This window comes from Peribacillus sp. NPDC101481 (assembly GCF_044767165.1).
Taxonomy (GTDB): Bacteria; Bacillota; Bacilli; order Bacillales; family DSM-1321; genus Peribacillus.
The window spans coordinates 828,608-853,941 of sequence record NZ_JBIWNJ010000001.1; the positions used below are offsets into that span (position 1 = coordinate 828,608).

The window sequence follows — 25,334 nt, forward strand, 5'->3', positions numbered from 1 at the left end:
ATTTACCAATAAAAAAGCCGACAACCGTAGTCGTCAGCTTCATTTGCAGCATATGAAAGAAAATGCTGTGGATGGATATATTATTTTGCCGATAAACCAGATACAAATTCAGCTAATGTTGCCAATTCTTCATCTGTACCTTTGAACATGCCAGCTGGCATATTGCCCTGGCCTTTGACTGCGATTTTAGAGATTTCTTCTGGGCTCAAGCCAGTGTCAATTAAGCTTGGCGCTCCTGCTCCACCAGTTAATTCTGCTCCATGACAGCTAATACAGCCATTAGAATCCATCAATTTATACCCATCGCTCTCTTTATCAATATCTGCACCTTCCACGATTGCTCCTTGCTTCTTGGAGGCTTCCCAATCGTGATGGGCTGCGGACTCCCATGTTAAATAGAAAACGCCGGCCATTGCCAATAGCATGAAGCCTACAGCAAAAGGACGTTTCGCCGGGCTCCGCTCTGGACCACGATCTAGAAAAGGTGCCAAGAGCAATGCCCCGAAAGCCAAACCAGGTATTACCATGGACCCGATTGCGTTATAAGGACCTGAAGCATAGGTATACTTAAGTAATTGGTAAAGGAATAGGAAATACCAGTCCGGCAGCGGAATATACCCTGTATCTGTAGGATCTGCTATCCTTTCCAATGGTGAAGGATGTGCAATTGTCAGGCAAAGATAACCTACAAGAAATACGGCTCCTACCATCCATTCTTTTAAAAGGAAATTAGGCCAAAATGCTTCAGTTTTCCCAGGATATTCTGAATAATCTTTCGGAATATTCGGTTTACGGTCCGCGGAGATACGCGAGTCACCTACGAATTTCATACCTTTCCCACGATGCATTGAACAATTCCCCTCCTTTATGAAAAGGTTTTTTTGGTTTTTGGTTCACCATTCTTTTATAGCGGACCTGAAATACCTTGTTTTCGGATCATCAGGAAATGAGCCGCTAGTAAAGCAAATAATGCTGCTGGCAGGAAGAATACATGAATCGCAAAGAATCGTGTCAATGTCTGTGCACCAACGATTGTTGGATCTCCTGCTATCAAAGTCTTGAGTGCCGGTCCCATTAACGGTACCGATTCGACAATTGTCAAAGTAACTTTCGTTGCGAATAGCGCTTTCATATCCCATGGCAATAAATAACCAGTCAAGCCTAGCGCCAGCATAATGAAGAAAATCAATACGCCGACCATCCAGTTCAATTCACGCGGTTTTTTGTAAGCTCCCTGGAAGAAGACACGAAGAGTATGTAAAAACATCATAACGATAACTAGACTTGCTCCCCAGTGATGCATACCACGGACAATTTGACCGAAGGCAACTTCATTTTGTAAATAATAAACAGATTCCCAAGCGTTTTTAATGTCCGGGACATAGTACATCGTCAAGAACATGCCTGACAAGATTTGGATGACCGTAATAAAGAAAGTTAACCCACCAAAACAATATACGAATGCAGAAAAATGATGTGCGGGGTTAACATGTTCAGGAACCTCATGGTCAGCAATATCCCGCCATAACGGCGTAATATCTAAACGCTCGTCCACCCAGTCATATAACTTTGTTAGCAATGTTTACGCCTCCCCGTGCGGTTTTAGTTGACCCAAATAAAGTATTCCATCTTTTTCTTTCGTGTCAAAGACATCCAATGGTGAAACCGGCGGTGTCCCTTTGACATTCATCCCATCTTTCGTATACCTGCCATAATGGCAAGGACAGAAAAATTGATTCGGATTAGTCTTATCCGTATTCCAGCCTACCGTACAGCCTAAATGCTTACAGATTGGAGATAAAGCAACGATCTTACCGTCATCCGTTTTGTAAACCCAAGCTGTATTTGTTTCTTCAGACTCATACCACCCATCGACCTGTTTAAAACTAAAATCGACACGGGTTGGTTCGGTAGTCAGTTCACCTACCTTCTGTTTAGTTGCAACGTAATCCCCGCCTTTATCTGCTGATAATACAGGATCAATTGCAAACCTAACCATAGGCATCAACATACCGGCCGCCATAAATCCACCAACGCCAGTAAGTGTGTAATTAAGGAATTGACGTCGTGAAACATTATGCTTGCTCATGCGTTTTCCCCCCCTCTATTACTATACTGAGAGCCCAAAGGACCAATAAATAGCGACACTATAAAACTAGGACATTTCCATGATATCTCAATAATTTACCAAGGTCAATATTTGTAAAACCCAAAAGGTGGCAACTATGTGTCAAATAATGCGAAAAATCCTACTTTTTTTCATTTTTCCAATTATAAGAGAAAATATCAAGGATTTGGAGAACTTGCTGGTTAATCATTTCCCTTGCTTGTTCAATTTCAAGCCCTTCCAAGGGGATGGCAGGAATCCAAACTAAATTATTTTCTAATTCCCGCTCTTCCTTTTTCCACTCGAAATCCGATGTAAGAAAAAAAACATGCTCGAAATTATTTTCTTTCACTTCATTGGCCCAACGCTTTAACCGCTCAACCTTATCCAATTCACCACTTAAGTAGTGAAATGTTGGCAATAGAAGAATCCTTCCTTTCATCTGCTTTTCAATTTCCAAGCTTAAAATGGTAAGAAATTCATTCATTGAACCCGATTGCTTCATTTGCCCTCGAAAAGAAAGGGGAACCAAAGGAATTAAAACGGTATCCACATACTCTTTTGACTGCAAATACATGTCAAGATCTTTTGCTGTCCACTTCATGTTTTTTCTTCACTCCCGATTTTTAAATCAACTCCTTATCATTTTACCATTATTTTTATAACATCTTTACCATATACCCATAGTCTTTACAAAAATGTGGATTTTATCAATGTTTTATAAAAAATAAAAACCTTTCCTGATTACGGAAAGGTCAATTTATTTCATCCAAGTACTTTTAATTGATTCAATTGTTCGGTTAAGTTCTTAAATGCTTGTTCATCATGCTTATCAAGGGCTTCATCGATTTCCTTAAGCAGACGGTCCCTTTGAAAATACAACATGCTTCTTTCCAAAAATTGTTCAGCAAGCAGCTGGTCTTTTTCATTCGATGCCGTTGATTTCGGCATGAAGGGATTGTTCTCGAGTACCGCTGCATATTGATAGGAAGAATAAGACGATTTAAAATTAAGCTGAATATAAATGTCTTCATCTCGATTTAAACGGATATCATGAAAAGATTTCTCTGCATCGGTCGTCATGATATTGGACTTATAGAACCTGAAAGGGACCTCATCCACACAATGTGTCGACATAATCAATCCACGTGGGCAATATTGTGCATTTTCTACAAAATGAACCTTTTTCATTAGTTGATCATGACTCATTAAGTAATTCAATATCCACACACATTCTCTTCGTTTCAGTTGATAATGATTTAAAAACCACCGAATAAAATCCTTCTTCTCATTCACAGAAACAGGGGCAGCCACCATGAATTCCCTCCTCTGTCTAGATTTAGTTTCGTTTCACTTATCTACATTTCATCTTTGCTTTCACCTAGCCGCTCCAAAATCATCGCATACTCATCATTCGCCGGGTTCATCTCAAGGAGCTTATTAAATACTTCTCTAGATGTGGCTCTGTCTCCTTCTTCAATTAAAAAGAAACCATAATCTTCAAGGAAATCTTGATTGTTCTTGAATGAATTATATGCTTTATGATAGCTGGTTAATGCCTCTTTAAATTGTTCAGTATGCTGATATGATACAGCAGCTATCCATTCAAACTGCGGATCATCCTCTCCATATCGCCTTACTTCACCAATACACTCCAATACATCTTCATACCTTTCGTGGTGCATATACAATTTCAAGAGGGTGAGTGCAGCTTCCAGGTATCCCGGATCAATGGCTAGTGCTTCTTTAAATAGATTTTCCGCCTCTTCATCAAGCCCGCTTTTCAAGGCAATCTTTCCACCGAAGAAGAAAAGTTCCTTATTGAATTCATCAGCCTTGATTCCTTCTTTGACTGTTTTCAAGGCATTTTCCAAATCTTCAAGATGTTCATAACTCTTTGCCAGGTACAAATATAAAGAATGGTATTCATGATCTAATTCTTTCAGTTCAATGAACTTTCGTACGGCTGTGTCATAAAGACCTGCCTGAAATGCTGTAAATGCATATTCAAATAGGGTATTGATTTCAAGTCCATCCTTTAAGGCCTTTTCAAAATGCGGAAGGGCCTCCTCGAACTTCCCCGAACTGCTTAATGCTTCAGCAAGCCTCTGATTGACATTAACACCAGCGATTTCTTGTTCCTGTTCCAAAACCTTTATGTAATTTGCAATGGCTTCCTGATCCCTTCCTTGATGAAAGAACAGTTCAGCTAGTGCAAAATCAATGATGATCTCATCTGGAAGCATTTCCTTGGCCTGCAGTAATTTCCTTTCGCTGACCTCGTCCATCCCCTGTAATTGATAGAGGTCCGCTTCCAAAAGCAAAGCACTTGGATATACTTCATCATCTGCACTTACTTTTTCAAGCATCAGCATCGCTTCATCTTCCTGGTCCATGTCAATCAGGATTTCTGCCAACGAAACAATTAATTCTCCTTCATTGGGATAGAGTTGCAGCAGATGTTCAAAAAGATCCTTTGCCTCCTCCGCAAAACCAAGCTGGAGCATTTCTTCGGCCAGCAACAATATGTCCTCTGCTGACTCTGATGATTTAATTCGATTTATATGTTTAAGAGCTTCTGTTAATTCCCCTTTTTTTAAATGCTGTATAACTTGTTCCACTGTGTTCATTGTTGAATCCTTCCTTTTGCATGATAGACTTGGTCCCTAGTCATACACACTCACGCCATAATGTAACATACTCTGCCATTAAGAACAAAATACCATATAATCGCGAGATGCATAGTAAACAGTATTCATTAGTTTACCATACTGTAGCCCTGTATTCCATCGATGAAGTCCCCTCCCATTCTCATTAAAAAAAGGTTACTAGTTAATTCTCCACGCTATGGTAAATCTCCTTTTTGATCATGAACACCATTCTCATTATTTTCATGATCAATACAGATAGAAAAAGCCCAAATGTTAGCGCTTTCAACACTTTCCAGCATTTAAAAAAAGTTTACAGACCAAATAAGGTATGTAAACTTTTTTTATATTCACTTTATCAATTGCGTCAAATGCCCAAAAAATTGTGGATATGATACATCTATGGCATCAGGGTCGGCAAGTTCCACTTCCCCATCCGTTATCAAAGCCGCTACAGCAAGCATCATCCCGATACGATGGTCCCCATGGCTTGTAACCTTACCACCATTCAAGGCTTTACGCCCTTTGATGATCAATCCGTCTGCTGTCGGGGTTATATCTGCGCCCAGGACGGAAAGCTCATTTGCAACAGTATCAATTCGATTCGTCTCTTTCACTTTAAGTTCTGCTGCATCCTTGATTGTCGTTATCCCTTCAGCCTGTGTTGCCAGGAGTGCAATTACCGGTATTTCATCGATGAGACGGGGAATTAAATCACCGCTGATGGTCGTTCCCTTTAGCCGGGAGCTTCTGACAGTGATGTCTCCTGCAGGTTCACCCTTACTCGTCTTCTTCTCAATCGTAATATCCGCCCCCATCGATTTCATGACTTCGATGATTCCAGTCCTTGTCGAATTAAGGCCGACATTCTTTAAAACCACTTCACTATTTTCCGTAATCGCTGCAGCCACCATGAAGAAAGCCGCTGAAGAAATATCACCCGGGACATGGATGGTAGTCCCCTTGAAGACTTGGTTTCCGCTTACTTTAATCGTTTGACCGTCTTTTTCGATTTTTCCGCCAAACTCTTGAATCATTCGTTCTGTATGATCCCGGGTCTCTTCCGGTTCGATAATGATCGTTTCACCTTCTGCCTGTAAACCGGCCAAGATTATCGCTGATTTCACCTGCGCACTTGCCACAGGCAATTCATAGCGAAACCCTTGTAACTTGCCTCCTCTAATGAAGAGGGGGGTGTATTCGGCTCCTTTTCGACCGTCAATGACCGCTCCCATTTGACGAAGAGGGTTGACTACCCGGGTCATTGGACGTTTAGCTATCGATTCGTCACCTGCCAAAACGGCCGAAAATTCCTGTCCTGCCAAAATGCCCATCATTAACCTGATCGTGGTACCAGAGTTTCCGACATCCAGTACTGATTCCGGTTCCTTTAATCCATTAAAACCTTTGCCTTCAATTTTGACGTGCTGGCCATCTTGTTCAATATGAACTCCAAGCTGCTTAAAACAGGAAATCGTACTTAAACAATCGGCTCCTGGAAGAAAATTAGTGACTGTCGTTTCCCCCTCGGCAAGGGCTCCGAACATTATCGAACGATGGGAGATCGACTTATCTCCAGGTATGGCAATCGAACCACGTAATGATTGGATGTTCGTTTGTAATTTTTTTGTATTCATAAAACCATCCTTCCCTATAAATGTTATGCCAGGATCGTTTCATAATCTGTATGTCTTGAAATACACTCTGCAGCTTTTATGCGGTCAACATCCGTTTGGAAGCTGATGACCAGCACACCGTATATCTCTTCCCTGGTTTCAATGATCCTTATGTTTGTAATGCTGATACCTTCTTGTGCCAAATATCCGGTAATCTCAGAAATTATTCCGGCATAATCCGGTATATCGATATATAAATCATAAAACGCTGGTATGGCGCCTTTTGCATGTGTTGGCAAATCATCCCTGAAGATCTTGGCATCGGTAAAGAATCGAAGGATTTCTTCACTATCTTCATTCGCGACCAGGCCTTTTATATGCTCCATTTCATTCAGCCAATCATTCATTAATTCAAGTAACACATCCCGGTTATGTAACAAAATGTCACGCCACATTTCCGGACTGCTTGAAGCAATTCTTGTAATATCCCTAAATCCACCTGCTGCAAGCCTTGAAATCAACTTATTTTCCTTACTGTAATTTTCTGCCTGCTTAACGAGCCCTGATGCGACAATATGCGGGAAATGACTAATGACCCCAGTCAGCTTATCATGCATGGCAGGACTCACAACCAGAAAGTTCGCTCTTGTTCCTTGCAGCCACCCTTTCAGCTGCTCGACTTTTTCTTCTTCGATGGAATCTCCAGGAGTAAGCAAATAAAATGCATGTTCGAATAAATGCAATTTGGCTGCCGCAGCACCGCTTTTATGGGAACCAGCCATAGGGTGCCCCCCGATGAAGGCCACCCCTTTATCCATCAATGGTTTTGCTGCCTTAACGACTGTATCCTTCGTACTTCCTGCATCCGATATAAGGACATCACTTTTTAAATCCATTTCAGCCAATTGAGCTAAAATCTTCACGGTTTCATTGACAGGCACAGCAAGTAGAATCAAATCAGCATCACATGCTCCCGCTTCCAATGATGATACAGAATCATCAATGATCCCCAATAGCATCGATAGTTGAATATTCTTTTCACTTAGGTCCGTACCAACAATCACGGCTTCAGGATGTGCATGGCGTACAGCCATGGCCAATGATCCGCCAATTAGACCTAGACCTATTACAAAAACCTTACCTTTCACTCTTCTCTCCCCCGCATCTATTGTGCTCCTCTAGGTTTGATGAAACGTTAAAGCAGCGAATCAGAAGGTGCCTCAACTTCATTCAAAAAAGTTTTAATAGCGTTAATCATTCCTTCATTTTCTTCCGTCGAACCAACCGTGACCCTTAGGCTGTTAGGAAAACCGAAAGATTTCCCCGACCTTGCAATGTATCCGCGCTCAAGCAAATATTGAAACACCACATCGGCATCCTGTTTAAAATGGATAAAGATGAAATTACCTTGTGACGGGTAATAAGCTAAATTTACCTTATTGCAAAATTCATAGTACTGCTTGAGCCCTTTTTGATTTTCTTCCTTGCATTTTTCAATGAAGGCTTGATCTTCCAAAGCGACGATAGCAATATTCTGTGCGAATGTGTTGACATTGAATGGTTCCCGGGATGGATCCAGTTTCTGGATGATATCCTCATCCGCCAATCCGTACCCTACCCTAAAACTGGCAAGTCCATAGATTTTTGAGAATGTCCGGAGTATGATCAAATTTTTATATTTATTAATCCATTGATTCGTTCTCGGGTAATCCTCAGCCGTTGCATATTCACAGTAAGCTTCATCCAAAACGATAAGTACATCTTCCGGCACTCTTTCAATGAATGATAATAAGTCCTGTTCCGAAATGTATTTACCTGTTGGATTATTTGGTGTACAAAGCCAGACAACAGCTGTTTTTTCATCTATAACTTTAAGCATTCCTTCTAGATCATGAGCACCATCAATATGAGGAACTTCCCTGATTTCCGCACCTTCAAGCGTGGCATTATGGCGGTACTGTGAAAAAGTGCCTGTTGCCATGACCGTATTCTTTCCAGCTCCCAAAAGGCTTCTGGAGATGATTTGAATGTTCTCATCAGATCCATTTCCAAAAATAAGCTGAGTTTCTTTCACACCTGTATGTTTTGCAACAGCTTCCCTTAGCATCGTTGCATACCCATCTGGATAGATGGCAAACGAATGGGTTGAATTCCTAACGGACTCCTGTACCTTCTCCGAACAGCCGAAAGGATTTTCATTTGAAGCTAATTTCGTGATTTTTTCCAATCCGTATAATTTTTTCACTTCATCAGTGGATTTTCCCGGTTGATAAGACTTCAAGGAAAGGACCGCTTCATTCCATTTCATGTCAATCACCTCTATATTTTTATCACTTTAAAGTAAGAAAGTGTGAGAATAGTATATCATATTCATAGATTTAAAATCATCTTATATCTGCTTTGTCAAATCTGGCCGTAATACCGTAGCCCCTGCCTGGTATACATGCTGTATCTCTTTTTGAGATTTCGTCGTATTTACATGGATCATGACCCGAATGCAAAATGGCAAGGAATTGCTGACCGGTATTTCCTTCATGCATGTAACCGGTACATAAGTCCAGCCTTCGAATTTCCTCAAGGCTTTGGCAGGGAAGACAGAACGAATCTCTTCCGTAGCAGAAAAAAACACAGAAGCTACCATTTCGGGATCAATCTCGTTGACCTGAATGATCTCTGCCATCAACTTTTCGGCAGCGGAAATCACTTCCATTTCCGTGTCTCTTTCTACAGTAGTGGCACCCCTTATTCCTCTTATCACACATAGTCCCCCCTTCTCCTGAACTCTATATCATATCGGCCATTTCCTCTATCAGCTCAGTGTCGGCTATATCCATTAATAGCGGTGACCCCACTTCGTTTAGCAGGACAAAAGTAGCTGAATCATTGACCGATTTTTTGTCTGTTTTCATTAATTCAAGCAGCATTGCATGTTCAAGCCTGGTCGGAATCGTTATTTGATAGCCTAAAGAAGATACCCAGCAAATAAACTCATCCAGTTTAAAATCGAGATCCACTTTCTTTTTGCTTAATCTAAGAGCATATACCATCCCGATTAAAATGGATTCCCCATGCGTGAAGTTTCCGTATCCCATTGAACCTTCCACTGCATGACCGAGCGTATGACCAAAATTCAAAAAGGCACGAATGCCGTTTTCCTTCTCATCCTCTTCGACAATTTTAGCTTTGATTCCAATCCCTTTTGTAATCATTGTCAGGAATTGCTCATCCGTTATATCATTCAAATCAACAATATTCGACTTTAACCATAGATAAAATTCATTATCTGCTATCAATGAATGTTTAATGACTTCTGCAAAACCTGACCTTAATTCTTTAAGGGGCAGAGTTTTTAAAAATTCAAGATCATAAATGACCGCTTCAGGCTGATGAAAGGCCCCAATCATATTTTTCCCTAGCGGGTGATTGATGGCAACCTTGCCGCCCACTGCACTATCGTGGGCGAGTAAAGTCGTCGGAACCTGTATAAATGGAATCCCTCTCATAAATGTAGCCGCAACAAATCCAGCCAAATCACCTACTGCACCACCGCCAAGGGCGATAATCAATGACTTGCGATTAATCTGTTGAGTTAAGCAGAAGCTTTGGCATTCATAAAACACATCGAATGTTTTAGCATGCTCCCCTTCTGGCACTACATGATGCAGAACAGGTTTCCCCGTCTTGATCAGGGCGTTTTTCACGGTATGCAAATGAAGTGCCGCCACTTTCTCATCAGTTATGATCAGAATCTTGTTTAGATGATTTAATTCTTGTGATATTAATTCGGGCAATTCATTTATTGCCTTCTTGCCAATTAAAACCGGATATTGCTTGGAAGCCGTTTTTATTTGGATGGATTCCATGATTTAAAACCCCTTTACTTCTTCCCGATATGATCTTATGTATTCCGCTAATTGCTCATAACGATCTGAAGGGAATTGATCAACGATGGCAGCCGCCAGTTCCCATGCTACTACCGCCTCAGCAACCACCGCTGCTGCAGGAACCGCACAACTATCGGAACGTTCGACACTTGCTTCAAACACTTCCTTCGTATCAATATCAACGCTTTTCAAAGGTTTATATAAAGTGGGGATCGGCTTCATCACACCGCGTACAACTATCGGCATTCCAGTTGTCATACCGCCTTCAAAACCGCCAAGGCGATTGGTTTTCCGGTAATAGCCCTGTTCTTCGTCCCATGCTATTTCATCATGGACATCACTGCCAAATAGATGGGCAGCTTCAAATCCAAGACCTATTTCCACCCCTTTAAATGCATTGATGCTCATTATCGCTGCGGCTAGTTTTGCATCAAGCTTACGGTCATAATGCACATAACTTCCTACACCTACCGGCATTCCTTCTACAATCACTTCAACGATGCCGCCGATGGAGTCTCCTTTTTGTTTCGCTTCATCAATTGCATCCTTCATCTGCTGTTCTACGTTCTTGTCAAAACATCTAACAGAAGATTCTTCTGTTACTTGTTGCAATTGCTGAATATTTTCGTATTTTGGCGGTTCTGCCTTCACTCCGCCAATTTCCAAGACATGAGATGCCACTTCTATCCCCAATAAAGACAATAGTTTTTTAGCGACAGCTCCTGCTGCCACCCTTACTGTCGTTTCACGGGCTGAAGAGCGTTCCAGAACATTTCTCAAATCGCGGTGCCCATATTTAATCCCGCCGTTCAAGTCGGCATGACCAGGACGTGGCCGGGTGATTTTACGTTTAATTTCTTCAGCTTCCTCTTCTGAAAGCCCTTCGCTTCCCATAATCTTTGTCCAATGCTTCCAGTCATCGTTCTCAACCACCAAAGCAACCGGTGAACCGAGTGTGTAGCCATGTCTGATTCCCGAGGAAATAAAAGCCTGATCTTTCTCGATCTGCATCCTTCTTCCACGTCCATGCCCTTTTTGCCGGCGTCCTAATTCTTGATTGATATCCTCTTTCGAAATCGGCATTCCTGCCGGTAATCCTTCAATGATAGTAGTCAGTTGCGGACCATGTGATTCTCCCGCTGTTAAATATCTCATCTTCCAGCCCCCTTTTAGCACTTTAAAGTGTATATGTATCAATATACCACAATTTTATGAAATGTGGGTATATGTAAAACGTAAAAACCATATTGTTTGAATTTAATCACTTTTCTTTCTATTTTACAAGTACTTAAACATTTTCGATATAGTTTATTCTTTCAATTTAGAGTTCTACTGGAATTGCTATTACACGGCAAACGAAAAGGGACTGAATGCGCACGTGCAGAATCAGTCCCTTTTTTCTAAAGTATTTCCTTTTTCTTATAAAAAAATGTATCGATCGTTTCAAATTGATAGTTTCCTGGGGTGAATATTTGCTCTGTACTTCCTACAAAAAATACACCGCCGCTTTTTAGCGATACACTGAATTTTTCATATAATAAATTCTTGGCTTCTTCAGTGAAATAAATTAAAACATTGCGGCAAACGATTAAATCGAAGCCTTCGTCGAATCGGTCAGCAAGAAGGTTTTGTTTTTTAAAGGTCACCCTTCTCTTGATTTCATCATCGACACGATAATAATCCGCTTTTTTTTCAAAGCATTTCCTTTTTATTTCCTCAGGCACTTCATTTAAGGAACGTTCGGGATACATCCCCAATTTCGCTCGCGCCAATACATTTTCATCGAGATCCGTTGCCAATATCTCTATTTGGCTAAGTGGGACCAGATTGGATAATATCATGGCAATCGTATATGGTTCCTCACCAGTTGAGCAGGCAGCACTCCAAATTTTCAACTTTTTTTTGCTTTCTAATAACCTAGGCAGGATTTTCCGCTCCAACACTTCCCATCTTTTCGCATTTCTATAAAATTCGGAAACGTTGATTGTCATTCTATCCAAAAACTCATTTAAAACACCGGGATTGGCTTGCATGTCTTTGTAGTATTCACGAAATGAATGATATCCTCTTTTTTCATATAGAGATGTTAGTCGCCTTTTCATTTGTCCTTCCTTATATAATGCCAAATCAATACCTGTCAGCATTTTGATATTACGAATAAACTCTTCATATTCTTGAGGCATTCCCACGACTCCCCTGCACATAATTATTTTAGTAATTCTTACCTTTATATATATCGGAGAGTGCCATATTTTCTTTAAACTAAAATATCCCTTACGTTGCTGCTTGAAACTAAAAAAGCAATTAAAAAAAGCGGGTTCCATCGCATAATGACGATGGAACCCGCTTTTTTAAAGAGATCGTATTAATTAATAAACCCACTCGTTAACAAGTTTAGAGTACTCAACAAGTTCTTCTTCTTTGAAGAATAAACCGATTTCGCGTACAGCGCTTTCAGCTGAATCAGATCCGTGAATGATGTTTTTGCCGACAGTTACGGCAAAATCGCCACGAATTGTTGCTGCTGCTGCATCTTTAGGGTTAGTGGCACCCATCATTTGACGTGCAGTAGCGATTACGTTTTCACCTTCCCAAACCATTGCGAAGACAGGACCTGAAGTAATGAAGTCCACTAGTTCGCCAAAGAAAGGACGTTCTTTGTGCTCGCCATAATGTTGCTCAGCCAATTCTTGAGAAATGACCATTAATTTTGCTCCTGCAAGAAGGAAGCCTTTCTTTTCAAAACGGGAAACGATTTCACCGATTAAATTGCGTTGAACGCCGTCAGGCTTTACCATTAAAAATGTTCTTTCCATGAATGTCACTCCTAATATGTATCATTGTTATTTGCCTATATAAGGCAATACTTTTAGAATATTACCATTGTTTGATGAGTTTCGCAACTCCCATTATCAAAACTTTCTTTTTCCGATATTTTTCGCGATATCCGATAAAGTTTTTCTAGCTTTAATGGCAGGAAGACCTTTCAACTCGGTAAAAGCCTTTTCTAAATACATATCACTGATCCTCGCTGCCTGTTCAATGGCACCGGAAGTTTTTATAGCATGAATTATATGGGACATTTCGTCTTTTGGCGTATCTTCCCGAACTGTTTCGATAAGCTTTTTTAACTTTGGATCTTCCATAGCAATCAATACGGGTAAAGTGATATTACCTTGAATCAAATCACTGCCGGCAGGTTTCCCAAGTTCTTCTTCCGAAGCAGTAAAATCCAATATATCATCGGTGATTTGATAAGACATACCGACATAATATCCGAATTTAAATAGCTTTTGGTGAATTCTCTCTTCAACACCCGCTGAAATGGCTCCCAACTGGCAGCTAGATGCAATGAGCAGTGCTGTTTTCCGTTTGATCCTTCTAAAGTATATCCGCCAATTCTGTTCGAAATTGTATTTATCTTTTATTTGTTCAATCTCCCCAAGACATAGTTCAACCATAGTATCAGCGAGAATTTGATGCGCTAGCGGAGACTCGATAACCGCCATCATTTCCAGTGCACGAGCAAAAATGAAGTCGCCTGTGTACATGGCGACACGATTATCCCATTTTGATTTAATGGTAGCAGATCCCCTGCGTAAATCCGCATCATCCACAACATCATCATGCACAAGGGAAGCTGTATGAATTAGTTCCAAAGTCGCTGCGACATGCTTTACGACATGAATATCATAGTTGCCAAACTTCGCACCCAATAGGACGAATACCGGACGGATCCGTTTTCCACCGGATTGCAGCAAATGCAGGGAAGCTTCCCTTAAAACCGTGGAATCCGCTTCGATTGCGGCTTCCAGTTCTTTTTCTATTAATTGCAAATCTGCATTCAAAAATGAATACATCATTTTAAATTTCATACATTCCACCCAGCTTTGTCCATTGCTATTATGCTTATTTTGAAGGCTTGTACCCGAAATGTGTTGCTGCTACCCCACCGAAATGGGCCTTAAAACTGACTTTTTCCATTCCCGCCTGCTTGAACATGTTTTCAAGCTTTTTCATGCCAGGGAAATCCCGAGCCGATTCTTGCAGCCATGAGTATTCACTATAGCTTTTTGCGAATAATTTACCGAACATGGGCATGATGAAACGGAAATAAAAATAATAGCCCTGTTTAAAGCCAAGCATCGTAGGCTGTGAAGTATCCAGGCAAACGATCATTCCACCCGGCTTGGCTACCCTGTTTAACTCTTTAAGCACTTTCATGTAATCGGGGACATTCCGCAGCCCGAAACCGATCGTGACATAGTCAAAGCTATTATCCTCAAAAGGAAGCTCCATTGCATTCCCATGCATTAGGGACACTTGCTCTAGATTGAGTTCATTTACCTTTTGTTCGCCGATTTTCAGCATGTTCTTACTAAAATCCAGACCAACAACCTTTCCTTCTGGTCCTACTTCATTAGCAAGGGCAATGGTCCAGTCCGCTGTTCCACAGCATACATCCAGTGCATGGGCGCCTTTTGGGACATTCATGATGGCCATTGTAGCCTTCCGCCATTTAAGATGCTGTTTAAAGCTGATGAGGGAATTCATCTTGTCATAATTTCCGTAGATCTTTTCAAAGACATGATGAACTTTTTGCTCTTTAGACTGCTCCATGATTCACCCTTCTTTCACATATGAATTTGCTATACTCTCTGTTTGTTCCAAGATGGCCTTCACTCTTTCAAGAAGTTCATCATCCAACTTTGCCAGCTTCCGCATCGAGCACTGTACGGATTGCCTGGCATCCCTCAGGCACTTGTCGAATTGGGTGCGTACCTGTTCTTCTTTTTCCGAAATGGTAACTTCCCCGCCAATCGAGTCATCGAGAGGCATTTCCCTTAGGACATCAAAAACTATCGATTGCCCCGACTCCATATAACTGCTCTTCTCGGCATGCAACCGTTTTAAAAGCAGCAGATCTTCCGCTACTTCTATCCAGGCAGGCTCATTATAGTAATCCGCGAGTTTATGAATCAGGGAAGCCTCGATCGCTTTGATCGTCATTAAAAGCGTTGGGACATCATTAATGGACCCTTGTTGGTAAAGAATGATTTTATTGTCATTTATTTTTTTTATTGCGCTCGAAAGTATACGGATCATATCAACATTACCTACACTGGCAAGCACTTGATAATATAAGCCACTATAGTAATCACCGGCAAGCACTTGTAATTGACGATTTTTCAATACCTCGGGCAACTCGGTTCCTTCTCCTGAATTCGAGACGATTTCATGGGTATCCAGAGCTATTTGCACTAACATGGTTGAAATGATGTATTGATTGCGTTTTTCGCTTAAAACGTCCAAATCGTTAAACAATCCCCAAAGCAATATCAGTTTATCTTCGTCCAGGCTTGGCTTTTGTATATACTTCAATAAATATGGATGTTGAGCTTTCGTTTCTATTAATCGCTTTAATTGCCTTATGTCGTCCGTTATGTTTAACAATTGAGATCACCCTTGCATCCCCGAAAGATAATTTTTTTCATACATATTGGTTTCTGTCTGTGTAAAATACACATTATTATACCATAAAAACAATCAGATGAAATGGTCAACGTTTATAAAATGAAACTTCCAAAGGTAAGGAAATTATCGACTTTTGCTCTTCAAAAAAATGGATGCGGGAAATTTACAGCTTGTTAAACGTGATATCAGATGATTGATTTACTAATTAACCAAGTATTGAGAATATCATTTGTCAGGTGAATTCTTTTTGGAATCACTTTCTATCTCGCCGAATGGAGTATAGACTTTTGCATGGCCCCTGATTTTAATTGCCGAGGTATGTTCCGTGAATTGTGCGATCATCACCTCTCCTGAGTCAAGTTTTTCGGAGTGATGAAACTTGGTGTCCGTTCCCCTTGTCAACCCGATGACGTTCACACTATCCTCAATGGCTTTGATTACGACAAAATCATTCAAGATCTTTTTTTCATTCATTTTTTCCTGCCCCCATGTCCTTAGTCTTTAATGAATGCCAGCACTTCAGCTCTAGTACGATGATCCTTCGCAAAAGTTCCCCTTACAGCTGAGGTCACTGTTTTAGATCCAGGTTTTTTTACACCTCGCATGGTCATGCACATATGTTCAGCCTCTACTACAACCATTACACCATGAGGCTCGAGCTTTTCCATTATCGAGTCAGCAACTGTGGAAGTGATGCGCTCTTGAAGCTGCGGACGCTTCGATACAGCCTCAACCGCCCGTGCCAATTTACTTAAGCCAGTCACTTTTCCGTTTTTCGGAATATATGCTACATGGGCTTTCCCGTAAAAAGGGACTAAATGATGTTCACATACTGAGTAAAACGGAATATCCTTTACAAGTACGAGTTCTTCATGGTCCTCTCCAAAAACAGTATCGAAATATTCCTTTGGATCCTGATTAAGTCCAGAAAAAATTTCTTCATACATTCTGGCTACACGGCCAGGAGTATCCAGCAGTCCTTCCCTCGTTGGGTCTTCCCCTACAGCCTCAAGAAGCATTTTAACCGCTTCTTCCAATTTGGCATGATCAACATTAGCCATTTTTGTACCTCCTAAAAAATCAATAATATTATGTATTCAGATAAAAAATCCAAAGCGCGTTGCACCCGGATATCCATAATTGCAATTATTAAAGAAGACCCCTACATTGAGCCCTTGAACGGCAGTTTCGCCGGAAGCGGTTTTTGGATGGTCATTTCCTTGTGACGGATTAACCATCTACAGCGTTCCTAAAATATTCACTGTCTTTTATATTATCACAGATGGAATTTAAGAAGCAAAAAAAGGGCCGCGTTTTCACGCGGCCCTTTTCGGTTAAGCACCCGTATGTAATGGTAGAATTACTTCACTGCATCTTTCAGCGCTTTACCGGGTTTGAAAGCTGGCACTTTGCTAGCTGCAATTTCGATTTCGTCACCAGTTTGTGGATTACGGCCTTTACGAGCCGCACGTTCACGAACTTCAAAGTTACCAAAACCAATCAATTGGACTTTATCACCGTTTTTTAGAGCTTCTAAGATTGTATCAAAAACAGCATCAACAGCTTTTGTAGCGTCTTTCTTAGAAATTTCAGTTGCTGTAACAACTTCATTAATTAATTCTGTTTTGTTCATGCCATTCACCTCCTCCCAAAAGGAATCTTTATAAAAAATCATTATTACAACACTATAATAGTGATTTGATATTAGCTTCGGTCCAAAATTTTTATTCCCTGGCAATCAAGGATTACCAAGCCGAATTGATTTCCAAATAATTCATCCGGAAAGTTTATAAATACGTTGAAATCGCTGTTATAACGCGTTTTCTGTATGTAGATTATCACAAACCCTATTAGCTTAGCAAGGGAATTCAAAAAATAATGGGAATCTTTTCATTAATAATTGTATATATTATAAATTTTGTCTTTCGCTATTCATCATTTCCCTTTTTTATAGAAATTAAACTTATTATATTGCTGAAAATCGCTTAACCACAGGGTTTTTTCAAGATTATACTAAAAAACAGCAGATTATTTCAAATTTTAGCGCTCATAAATGATATTTTTCTTGTGATCCTGAGTATTTCGCATGCAAAAAGACCAATCCATAAATGGAGTTGGTCCAGCTTTTAAACATTTTTATAAGATGATGGCAATCAATCCCCCACTGCCCTCATTGATAATCCTCTCCAGTGTTTCTTTCAATTTGTAGCGGGCATTGTCAGGCATCATCGCTAATTTCACCTGTATGCCTTCCCTTACATAGGAACTTAGGCTTCTGCCAAAAATATCTGAGTTCCAAATGGAAAGTGGATTGTCTTCGAAATCCTGCATCAGATACCGGACTAATTCTTCACTTTGCTTTTCAGTACCGATGATTGGCGAGAATTCGGATTCGACATCGACCTTGATCATATGGATGGAAGGAGCTACGGCTTTTAGCCTGACACCGAACCTGGCTCCCTGACGGATGATTTCCGGTTCATCAAGACTCATATCGTTGAGGGAAGGGGCTGCGACACCATATCCTGTTTGTTTGACCATTCTCAATGCATCGGCCACCTGGTCATACTCTGCTTTGGCATACGCAAAATCCTGCATTAAAGATAATAGATGATCCTTGCCCCGAATCTCCACACCGACAATTTCCTTCAGAATATCATCATAGAGTTCATCAGGGGCGTATAGGTCGATCTCTGCAACACCCTGCCCCATCTCAATGCCTGCAAGCGCTGCACGGTCAATGAACTCGAATTCATTGAAATGACCGACAACACGATCTACATCCCTCAGTCGCTTAATGTCCTTGACGGTCTCTTTAACCGCTTCCTGGTAACTTTCCCTCAACCAATGATCCTCGCGCAAAACCATTACCCAGCTCGGAAGATTAACATTGACCTCGAGAACTGGAAATTCGTACAGGGCCTCGCGGAGTACGCTGTAAACGTCCGATTCCCGCATACCTTCGACACTCATCGCCAATACAGGGATATCATACTTTTCCTGCAGGGATTCCTTCAGGGCTATCGTATTCGGGTGGTGAGGCTGAACGGAATTGACAATCATGATAAATGGCTTGCCAACCTCCTTCAATTCTTCGACAACCCGTTCCTCTGCCTCTAAATAATCACTTCGCGGGATTTCTCCTATCGACCCATCCGTCGTAACGACCACGCCTAATGTGGAATGATCCTGAATTACTTTGCGAGTACCGATCTCAGCTGCTTCATTGAATGGAATCGGCTCTTCATACCAAGGCGTGTGAATCATGCGGGGACCATTTTCATCTTCATACCCTTTAGCCCCAGGTATTGTATAACCGACACAATCGACTAAGCGGATATTCACGTCGAGACCTTCAGCCACTTGAATCGATGCTGCCTGGTTCGGTACGAATTTGGGTTCCGTCGTCATGATCGTCTTTCCAGCAGCACTTTGAGGCAATTCATCCTGTGCCCTTGCGCGGTCCGCCTCTGACGGAATATTCGGAATGACGACTAGCTCCATGAATTTTTTAATAAATGTGGATTTCCCCGTCCTGACGGCACCGACCACCCCCAAATATATGTCGCCACCGGTCCGTTCAGCTATATCTTTAAAAATATCTACCTTTTCCAAGGTATCCCCTCCCGAATTAGAGTTTTGGGATTTCGTTTATCCATTTGCATTTATTTAGGACAATATATATCTATGATGTTGTCCTAAAAATTTATTCCAATTATTTCCCTGGTTCAATCCCTTCCTCCACCAGAAATTTTATATAAGGGTTGTTATTTTAAAAGTAAGATGAAATAAAGATAAAAGAAATAACCCTTCCCCTACAATATATTTTGCAGAAGAAGGGTTATGCCTATTTTGTAAGAAATATTGGATTTTTTGTTTTTTCATCAATTGTATATGGCAATGAATAGGCAGGGACGAACTCCGAACTCTGCACCAGCAGTTCCCGGATATCTTCACCTGGCTTCATTTCCCCCTCATGTTTCTTCAATGCCTCAATTAAATCCGGGGTATAATCAACAAAAATACTGCCTTGACCATCAACTACGAGATATAAGTCTTTTTGTGAAAATGGACTCGTGACCGTCGGAGCTTCCTTCAGGCCCATTTTTTCATAATCAAGCGTGAAGACATTACCGGATAACCTTTCCTTAAATGGCGGATATCCGTTGCTTTGCTGATAGGCAGTCAATCTCAAGGAAACATCCTGAATCTTTTGCGCCATCCTGACATCCAACAGCTTTACGGTCGGATCATTTTCAACATTAACGAGGATGTATTGAAAGACGCCTCCTGATTCAAATGCATTGTCCGGCGGTTCAGCCATATACCTCGGTGAAATCTTTGAAAACTTTATGACATATTTTTGATAAATCGGTGTATCAGCATCTTTTGTAACGATGGGCAGTATGCCACCTTCATCTTTCTGAAATTGATCCACTGCACTTTGGACGGATTGTATTTGCTCTTTATAAGGCAATTGGTTTTGTATTTTTTGCTTCTCTGGATATAAGCAGCCAGATAATGATACAGAGATGCAAAGTAAACATAATATTTTGAAAAAATTTCTCATCATTTCTCCTCACCTATCAAGTGGTTGGCCCGCTAAGAACAACGATAAGGATGATCAATCCGGCCAGAATCATAAGTATGTATGCGATAATTGCTGTCAAGACTCTCCAAAAACCTTTTAATTTATAGCGGCTTAAGTAAATTAGAAATATAGAGATAATCATAAAGCCCATTGCTATAAAGGATATCCACATTTTTTGCAGAGCAGGTGTCATATCTTCATCACTCCTTTTTCCAGAAATTATTATAACATACCAAATTACGTTAAAGGAATTAAATCCTTTTCCAATCTGGGTAATTCCCGTTTTCATGACGCATTTTCATAAAAAAAACTATAAAACGGGAACTAAGTATAGTAAAAGTGATTTCCATACCTCCTCCCTCCAAGCAACAAAAAAAGCCCAAAGACTGTTTCAGCTTATAAACAAACTCGATAATAACTGAGTTTGCCGACAATTTTTTAAGGTGTTTAAAGTTTACCGTTGATTGGAACGCAGGGCACTCGCTTTCCGCAGCCGGTCTTTGGAGCCTCCCCGGTGCTATTAGCGCCTGCGGGGTCTCTCTTGGACCGCTTTCCCCGCAGGAGTCTCGTACATTCTGTTACTCCTTAATTAGAAGGATGAAAACTTGAGGCGATGAGGGTACCTTTGATCAGCTTGAAATGTTTACTTTAGACCACCTGGTGCAGCAACCATTTGGTTAGTTAGGCTGCCATTAATGTAAAGAAGATGGCCGACTGGACTTGACGAAGGGTAGAAATGGTCTAAATAATAACCTTGGAGTTCACTATTCCTAAAATTGCTACAAAGCAAAAAATAACAAAAAGGTTTCGGAATAAGACCATTCCGAAACCTTTTTATCTAAAATCCGAATCAGCCCAAAGGCTGTTTTTCTGCTTTTTTAATTAAGATTGAAGCGTCGGCAAGACCTCTTTAAACGCTTTAATGACTGTATCGACTTCATCCAACTTAATAGTCAATGACGGCTCAATCCTGATTGTTTTGGAATTGATAAGCGTACCTGCCACCAAGATGCCTTTATCAAAGAGGGCTTTTGAGAATTCATAACCCACTTCATCTTTATGGAACTCAATACCAATCATCAATCCTTGGCCGCGGATTTCCAAAACCTTATCTTTGTGCTCAGCAGCAACTTCCCTTAACCCATTTAGGAAGTATTCACCAACTTCTGCAGCACGCTGCGGTAAGTTTTCTTCCAAAAGTACGTCGATCGTAGCAATGGCCGCAGCACAAGCGAGTGGATTTCCTCCAAATGTAGTTGTGTGCATGAATGGATTGTCGAACCAGCTTTTAAACACTTTCTCATTGGCTACGACAGCCCCTGCAGGCATTACTCCGCCGCCAAATGCTTTCGCTAAACAAATAATGTCCGGAACAACATCATATAGCTCAGAAGCGAACATTTTACCTGTCCGTCCCATCCCTGTTTGCACTTCATCCAAGATCAATAACGCATCATATTCGTCACATAATGCCCGAACCTGCTTTAAATAATCTTGCGGAGGAAGAATGACCCCTCCTTCACCTTGAATAGGCTCCAACAGCACAGCAGCAACATCTTCACCGACCAATGCACAACTTTCAAACGTTTTTCTCATCATATCCAGATCACCGAATGGTACATGACGCACACCTGGTACCAACGGGATGAAAGGTTTTCTGAACATGCCCTTTGCCGTTGCCGATAGGGAACCAAGGCTTTTCCCATGAAATGATTTTGTCGTGGAAATGATCGTGAATCGGTCACTGTACATTTTAGCCAGCTTAAGTGCAGCCTCCACGCTCTCGGTACCGCTGTTCGTAAAGAACGAGTATTTTAGATCTCCCGGTGTGATGTCGGCAAGGATCTTGGCAAGCATTGCACGTAATGGATCAAGTAAGTCCTGGCTATGAAGGGCTTGTCTTTGCAATTGATCGGTTACGGCCTTTACTACTTTAGGGTTACGATGGCCAACATTATAAATACCAAAGCCACCTAAACAATCAATATATTTTTTTCCATTTACATCGGTAAAACAGGAATCTTGATCAGACCACTCCACGGAAGCGAATTGCGTGTCTTTAGTGACCGTCTTCCGATATTCCAAAAATCCAGGGTTTACATGGTTACGGAAATTCTCGACCGTTTCTCTTGTTACCCACTGCGCGTCTTCTTTTGAAATTTCTTTTTGTTCGATTAATTGAAGCACTTTTTTAATATAATCTTGGGTTGCTGATTGGTTAGCTTGAGTGTTTTTACTTTCTACGTTAATTGACATTTTATAAGCTCCTTTTTTTTATAACTTTAGTGGATGGTTAATTGAGATTGCTTCTTTTATAAACTTTGATGCTTACCTCCCTTTTTTCTTATACTTACTTATCAAGCAAGAACCATGCCAAGTTAATTTACCAACAAAACAGCATTCTTTTTATTAAATTACGTTATAATTATGCAAATTTGCATAACGATATTTCAATTTGCATAACCATCCTTGTAAATCATCAAAAAGACTGCCCAAATGCTACTATAAAAATAAAAGCCGTTGACAAGCGATTTTTCATCACTCGGCAACGGCTTTTATTCAATATGCATTTTTTTCGATTTTCTTACTCTGTTCAGCTAACACTTTTTGATACTTCCTGCTCACTGACGATTGACTTATACCGAGCGCCTTTGCCGCTTTGGTCGTAGTTTTATACTGTTTCATGGCAAGCATGATCAATTGCTCTTCGACATGATCCTGTGCTTCCTGCAGCGGAAGGATTCTCGTAATGATGGGTTTCGATTGTTTAAAGTCACTGCCCACAGGTATGAACCTTTGAATGAAATCAGCATCGATCGTCTCTTCATCTGCAGAAACAACCAACCTTTCAATCATGTTCTGCAATTCACGGATGTTCCCCGGCCATGTATAGACTTCCAGGATATTTAATGCATCAGGGGAAAAGTGGTAATTCCGCTGATACCTTTCATTCAGTTTTTGCAGGAAATGAAAGGCTAGTGGCGGTATATCCTCCGGCCTTTCCCTTAAAGGGGGCACATGTATGGGTATGACGTTTAATCTATAGAATAAATCTTCTCTGAACGTCCCCATCTCGACCATTTTTTCCAGACTCTTATTCGTGGCCGCAACAATTTGAACATCAATGGAAATGGGTGTAGTGCTGCCAATCGGAATCACTTCCTGTTCCTGGAGGACCCGCAGTAGCTTGACTTGCAGGTGTATGGGCATGTCACCCACTTCATCAAGGAATAAAACACCTTTATTGGCCTGCTGAAAGTATCCTACCTTCCCATTTTTATCTGCTCCTGTAAAGGAACCCTTCGTATAACCAAACAATTCACTTTCGAGGAGGTTTTCCGGAATCGCCCCGCAATTTATCTTTAGGAAAGGCTGCTTGGACCGCCTGCCCATTTTATGAATGGCTTCGGCTATCACTTCTTTACCTACTCCCGACTCCCCGTTGATCAATACGGTTGATGAGAAATGAGCGATTTTCTTGACTTGGCTGATTATCTGCTCCATTTTAGGACTTGCAAAAACCAACTCTTTATAAAATTGATCCTGTTTTTTGAATGAATCCAGTTCTTTCCTCATTTCATTTAATTCAGATTTCAATTGTGTCGTTTCCGTTATATCCCTTGATGCAATGACTATTCGATCTATATCTCCTTTTTCATTGAACACAGGGGTGCCGACGGAAAGGACTTTCTTATTCATTTTCGTATCTTGGACAATCGATACTTTCTTTTTTTGATCAAGGACTAACCGGGTGACCGAAGGATTAAAAATCCCTTCATCTTCTAATTGCAAAAGATTCTTCCCAATATAATCTTTTAAATCCTTACCCCAGAATCCTGAGATGATGCTGTCACTATAACGCAGCAGCTCTCCTTTTTGATTGACTACAAGTATTTCATCATAGATATTCGCTAAAATGGCATTCAAGTCTTTATTCGAGCTTTTTATCAATTCTATTTCCATGGCCATTTCCTCAACCATCGGTAAATCCTGAACGATGATGATCAGGCCTTCAACTTCTTTTTCATGGTTCAGAATCGGGCTATAGTCGACAAGCACACTCATGACATCAGTAATCTCCAACTGATTCAGAATACTGCTCCCACTGGCAAACACGCTATGTATATGCTGCTTATTGAAGATGTCCGCAGCAGGTTCATTTAGGACTTGTTCAGAAGGCTTTTTTATCATCTTCAAGCCTGATTCATTGAAGTTCACGATATTTTTTTCTTTATCAGCTACAAAAATCCCCATAGGTATGGAGGTTAAAATAACATTTAGCAGGTCTAAATTCTGTTTGCTGTCCTGCTTGAATAATTCTGCTAACACATCTTCCCTTTTTACATAACCGGTAAGCAGGCCATCATCCGTTTTTATCAGCACGATAGGTTCTCCGATAATTTGAAACAGAAGCGGCAAGGATATGTTAGGGGTTAATTTACAGACATTATCAATCGAAAAAGCATACTGTAAAAGCTGATCGACTGTCGTTATTTTTTCATTTAACGGGAGGTCATCCATGCGGATATACGCAAACACATGATTTTCCTTCATAAGAAAGAAGAAAGGTTCCTGTATCTCATGAATTTTTTGGTCTGATAATGTAGGCTGATCAATTGTAATAGTTATGAATGGTCTTATTTTATCATCCGGAATAGATAACACAGTTTCACTCTCCTTTTGTAACCTAACCTATATTTTATCACAATTCTGAATTGCTAGATAAAAAATAACATGTACGATTACTCATATCCAGCATTTACCTTTATCCATTCCACAACAAAAGGGTCCTTTAACGGACCCTTTTGACCTAAAAACCTGCTATGCACTCTATACTTATTTTATAAAGGATCATTCACCTTTTCTTATTATTCCTGATCAGGATAGATAAAGCGATGAATATGATAATGAAAAAGCAGCCTTAGTACAGAACTCAGCCGGTTTCAACCCTATGATATTGATAACAGTCACAATAATCAGTAAATTAAGCACCTATTCAAAAGCCGGTACAAA

The 25,334-nt window shown here is 40.7% G+C and carries 25 protein-coding genes; all 25 read right to left on the bottom strand.

Going from position 1 to position 25,334, the window contains the following annotated elements; translation table 11 throughout:
- Nucleotides 1–80: 80 nt before the first annotated feature.
- The gene (locus ACIROD_RS03900) at nucleotides 81–848 is read right to left on the bottom strand and encodes a menaquinol-cytochrome c reductase cytochrome b/c subunit (RefSeq protein ID WP_402938142.1); all 768 of its coding nucleotides are present in this window, start codon (nucleotides 846–848) and stop codon (nucleotides 81–83) included.
- Between the two features lie 56 nt (nucleotides 849–904).
- On the bottom strand, nucleotides 905–1,579 hold the full coding sequence (qcrB, locus tag ACIROD_RS03905; protein ID WP_034307974.1) for a menaquinol-cytochrome c reductase cytochrome b subunit: 675 nt from the start codon (nucleotides 1,577–1,579) through the stop codon (nucleotides 905–907).
- 3 nt (nucleotides 1,580–1,582) lie between these two features.
- Entirely contained in the window at nucleotides 1,583–2,089 is a 507-nt protein-coding gene (locus ACIROD_RS03910; protein ID WP_034307977.1) for a Rieske (2Fe-2S) protein, read from the bottom strand.
- 160 nt (nucleotides 2,090–2,249) lie between these two features.
- A complete protein-coding gene (locus ACIROD_RS03915; RefSeq protein ID WP_402938145.1) occupies nucleotides 2,250–2,711 on the bottom strand; it encodes a YpiF family protein in 462 nt (153 codons plus the stop codon).
- Nucleotides 2,712–2,872: 161 nt separating this feature from the next.
- A complete protein-coding gene (locus ACIROD_RS03920; protein ID WP_101222412.1) occupies nucleotides 2,873–3,424 on the bottom strand; it encodes a ReoY family proteolytic degradation factor in 552 nt (183 codons plus the stop codon).
- A gap of 41 nt (nucleotides 3,425–3,465) precedes the next feature.
- Nucleotides 3,466–4,737, bottom strand: coding sequence for a tetratricopeptide repeat protein (locus tag ACIROD_RS03925; RefSeq protein WP_402938149.1), 1,272 nt, complete (start codon nucleotides 4,735–4,737; stop codon nucleotides 3,466–3,468).
- A 368-nt stretch (nucleotides 4,738–5,105) separates the two neighbouring features.
- The gene (aroA, locus tag ACIROD_RS03930; RefSeq protein ID WP_260358995.1) at nucleotides 5,106–6,392 is read right to left on the bottom strand and encodes a 3-phosphoshikimate 1-carboxyvinyltransferase; all 1,287 of its coding nucleotides are present in this window, start codon (nucleotides 6,390–6,392) and stop codon (nucleotides 5,106–5,108) included.
- 23 nt (nucleotides 6,393–6,415) lie between these two features.
- Nucleotides 6,416–7,519: a prephenate dehydrogenase gene (locus ACIROD_RS03935; protein ID WP_402938153.1), complete on the bottom strand. Its 1,104-nt coding sequence runs from the start codon at nucleotides 7,517–7,519 to the stop codon at nucleotides 6,416–6,418.
- A 47-nt stretch (nucleotides 7,520–7,566) separates the two neighbouring features.
- Nucleotides 7,567–8,679: a histidinol-phosphate transaminase gene (hisC, locus tag ACIROD_RS03940; RefSeq protein WP_101222416.1), complete on the bottom strand. Its 1,113-nt coding sequence runs from the start codon at nucleotides 8,677–8,679 to the stop codon at nucleotides 7,567–7,569.
- Between the two features lie 81 nt (nucleotides 8,680–8,760).
- The gene (aroH, locus tag ACIROD_RS03945; RefSeq protein WP_101222417.1) at nucleotides 8,761–9,129 is read right to left on the bottom strand and encodes a chorismate mutase; all 369 of its coding nucleotides are present in this window, start codon (nucleotides 9,127–9,129) and stop codon (nucleotides 8,761–8,763) included.
- A gap of 25 nt (nucleotides 9,130–9,154) precedes the next feature.
- Nucleotides 9,155–10,234 (bottom strand): 3-dehydroquinate synthase, encoded by a 1,080-nt coding sequence (aroB, locus tag ACIROD_RS03950; RefSeq protein WP_402938157.1) that lies wholly within the window; start codon nucleotides 10,232–10,234, stop codon nucleotides 9,155–9,157.
- A 3-nt stretch (nucleotides 10,235–10,237) separates the two neighbouring features.
- Entirely contained in the window at nucleotides 10,238–11,410 is a 1,173-nt protein-coding gene (aroC, locus tag ACIROD_RS03955) for a chorismate synthase (RefSeq protein ID WP_101222419.1), read from the bottom strand.
- Between the two features lie 245 nt (nucleotides 11,411–11,655).
- Complete coding sequence (locus ACIROD_RS03960) at nucleotides 11,656–12,438, bottom strand: CheR family methyltransferase (RefSeq protein ID WP_402938161.1); 783 nt, start codon at nucleotides 12,436–12,438, stop codon at nucleotides 11,656–11,658.
- A gap of 186 nt (nucleotides 12,439–12,624) precedes the next feature.
- Nucleotides 12,625–13,071: a nucleoside-diphosphate kinase gene (gene ndk / locus ACIROD_RS03965; RefSeq protein WP_034308008.1), complete on the bottom strand. Its 447-nt coding sequence runs from the start codon at nucleotides 13,069–13,071 to the stop codon at nucleotides 12,625–12,627.
- A gap of 96 nt (nucleotides 13,072–13,167) precedes the next feature.
- Nucleotides 13,168–14,130 (bottom strand): heptaprenyl diphosphate synthase component II, encoded by a 963-nt coding sequence (hepT, locus tag ACIROD_RS03970; protein WP_402938164.1) that lies wholly within the window; start codon nucleotides 14,128–14,130, stop codon nucleotides 13,168–13,170.
- Nucleotides 14,131–14,164: 34 nt separating this feature from the next.
- Nucleotides 14,165–14,875 carry a demethylmenaquinone methyltransferase gene (locus tag ACIROD_RS03975; RefSeq protein WP_402938167.1) on the bottom strand — a complete coding sequence of 237 codons (711 nt, stop codon included), beginning with the start codon at nucleotides 14,873–14,875 and terminating at the stop codon, nucleotides 14,165–14,167.
- Nucleotides 14,876–14,878: 3 nt separating this feature from the next.
- The gene (locus ACIROD_RS03980) at nucleotides 14,879–15,709 is read right to left on the bottom strand and encodes a heptaprenyl diphosphate synthase component 1 (RefSeq protein WP_101222422.1); all 831 of its coding nucleotides are present in this window, start codon (nucleotides 15,707–15,709) and stop codon (nucleotides 14,879–14,881) included.
- A gap of 246 nt (nucleotides 15,710–15,955) precedes the next feature.
- A complete protein-coding gene (mtrB, locus tag ACIROD_RS03985; protein WP_076365643.1) occupies nucleotides 15,956–16,204 on the bottom strand; it encodes a trp RNA-binding attenuation protein MtrB in 249 nt (82 codons plus the stop codon).
- 20 nt (nucleotides 16,205–16,224) lie between these two features.
- Nucleotides 16,225–16,791: a GTP cyclohydrolase I FolE gene (gene folE / locus ACIROD_RS03990; protein ID WP_063233209.1), complete on the bottom strand. Its 567-nt coding sequence runs from the start codon at nucleotides 16,789–16,791 to the stop codon at nucleotides 16,225–16,227.
- 299 nt (nucleotides 16,792–17,090) lie between these two features.
- Complete coding sequence (locus tag ACIROD_RS03995) at nucleotides 17,091–17,363, bottom strand: HU family DNA-binding protein (RefSeq protein ID WP_034308023.1); 273 nt, start codon at nucleotides 17,361–17,363, stop codon at nucleotides 17,091–17,093.
- Between the two features lie 503 nt (nucleotides 17,364–17,866).
- Nucleotides 17,867–19,345 (bottom strand): stage IV sporulation protein A, encoded by a 1,479-nt coding sequence (gene spoIVA / locus ACIROD_RS04000; protein WP_101222423.1) that lies wholly within the window; start codon nucleotides 19,343–19,345, stop codon nucleotides 17,867–17,869.
- A gap of 232 nt (nucleotides 19,346–19,577) precedes the next feature.
- Nucleotides 19,578–20,300, bottom strand: coding sequence for a hypothetical protein (locus ACIROD_RS04005; RefSeq protein ID WP_402938171.1), 723 nt, complete (start codon nucleotides 20,298–20,300; stop codon nucleotides 19,578–19,580).
- Nucleotides 20,301–20,316: 16 nt separating this feature from the next.
- A complete protein-coding gene (locus tag ACIROD_RS04010) occupies nucleotides 20,317–20,514 on the bottom strand; it encodes a DUF2768 domain-containing protein (protein ID WP_101222425.1) in 198 nt (65 codons plus the stop codon).
- Between the two features lie 689 nt (nucleotides 20,515–21,203).
- Nucleotides 21,204–22,577 (bottom strand): putrescine aminotransferase, encoded by a 1,374-nt coding sequence (locus ACIROD_RS04015; RefSeq protein ID WP_402938174.1) that lies wholly within the window; start codon nucleotides 22,575–22,577, stop codon nucleotides 21,204–21,206.
- Between the two features lie 303 nt (nucleotides 22,578–22,880).
- Nucleotides 22,881–24,986: a sigma 54-interacting transcriptional regulator gene (locus ACIROD_RS04020; protein WP_402938177.1), complete on the bottom strand. Its 2,106-nt coding sequence runs from the start codon at nucleotides 24,984–24,986 to the stop codon at nucleotides 22,881–22,883.
- Nucleotides 24,987–25,334: the final 348 nt, after the last annotated feature.

Excerpts from the sequence above, each read along its gene's own strand:
- ACIROD_RS04010 (WP_101222425.1), bottom strand. The coding sequence starts at position 20,514 with ATGACACCTGCTCTGCAAAAAATGTGGATATCCTTTATAGCAATGGGC.
- ACIROD_RS03915 (WP_402938145.1), bottom strand. The coding sequence starts at position 2,711 with ATGAAGTGGACAGCAAAAGATCTTGACATGTATTTGCAGTCAAAAGAG.
- ACIROD_RS03975 (WP_402938167.1), bottom strand. The coding sequence starts at position 14,875 with ATGGAGCAGTCTAAAGAGCAAAAAGTTCATCATGTCTTTGAAAAGATC.
- aroA (WP_260358995.1), bottom strand. The coding sequence starts at position 6,392 with ATGAATACAAAAAAATTACAAACGAACATCCAATCATTACGTGGTTCG.
- ACIROD_RS03910 (WP_034307977.1), bottom strand. The coding sequence starts at position 2,089 with ATGAGCAAGCATAATGTTTCACGACGTCAATTCCTTAATTACACACTT.
- ACIROD_RS04005 (WP_402938171.1), bottom strand. The coding sequence starts at position 20,300 with ATGAGAAATTTTTTCAAAATATTATGTTTACTTTGCATCTCTGTATCA.
- aroC (WP_101222419.1), bottom strand. The coding sequence starts at position 11,410 with ATGAGATATTTAACAGCGGGAGAATCACATGGTCCGCAACTGACTACT.
- ACIROD_RS03900 (WP_402938142.1), bottom strand. The coding sequence starts at position 848 with ATGCATCGTGGGAAAGGTATGAAATTCGTAGGTGACTCGCGTATCTCC.
- ACIROD_RS03925 (WP_402938149.1), bottom strand. The coding sequence starts at position 4,737 with ATGAACACAGTGGAACAAGTTATACAGCATTTAAAAAAAGGGGAATTA.
- ACIROD_RS03920 (WP_101222412.1), bottom strand. The coding sequence starts at position 3,424 with ATGGTGGCTGCCCCTGTTTCTGTGAATGAGAAGAAGGATTTTATTCGG.
- hepT (WP_402938164.1), bottom strand. The coding sequence starts at position 14,130 with ATGAAATTTAAAATGATGTATTCATTTTTGAATGCAGATTTGCAATTA.
- ACIROD_RS04015 (WP_402938174.1), bottom strand. The coding sequence starts at position 22,577 with ATGTCAATTAACGTAGAAAGTAAAAACACTCAAGCTAACCAATCAGCA.
- aroB (WP_402938157.1), bottom strand. The coding sequence starts at position 10,234 with ATGGAATCCATCCAAATAAAAACGGCTTCCAAGCAATATCCGGTTTTA.
- ACIROD_RS03960 (WP_402938161.1), bottom strand. The coding sequence starts at position 12,438 with ATGCCTCAAGAATATGAAGAGTTTATTCGTAATATCAAAATGCTGACA.
- ndk (WP_034308008.1), bottom strand. The coding sequence starts at position 13,071 with ATGGAAAGAACATTTTTAATGGTAAAGCCTGACGGCGTTCAACGCAAT.
- mtrB (WP_076365643.1), bottom strand. The coding sequence starts at position 16,204 with ATGAATGAAAAAAAGATCTTGAATGATTTTGTCGTAATCAAAGCCATT.
- hisC (WP_101222416.1), bottom strand. The coding sequence starts at position 8,679 with ATGAAATGGAATGAAGCGGTCCTTTCCTTGAAGTCTTATCAACCGGGA.
- folE (WP_063233209.1), bottom strand. The coding sequence starts at position 16,791 with ATGGCTAATGTTGATCATGCCAAATTGGAAGAAGCGGTTAAAATGCTT.
- ACIROD_RS03995 (WP_034308023.1), bottom strand. The coding sequence starts at position 17,363 with ATGAACAAAACAGAATTAATTAATGAAGTTGTTACAGCAACTGAAATT.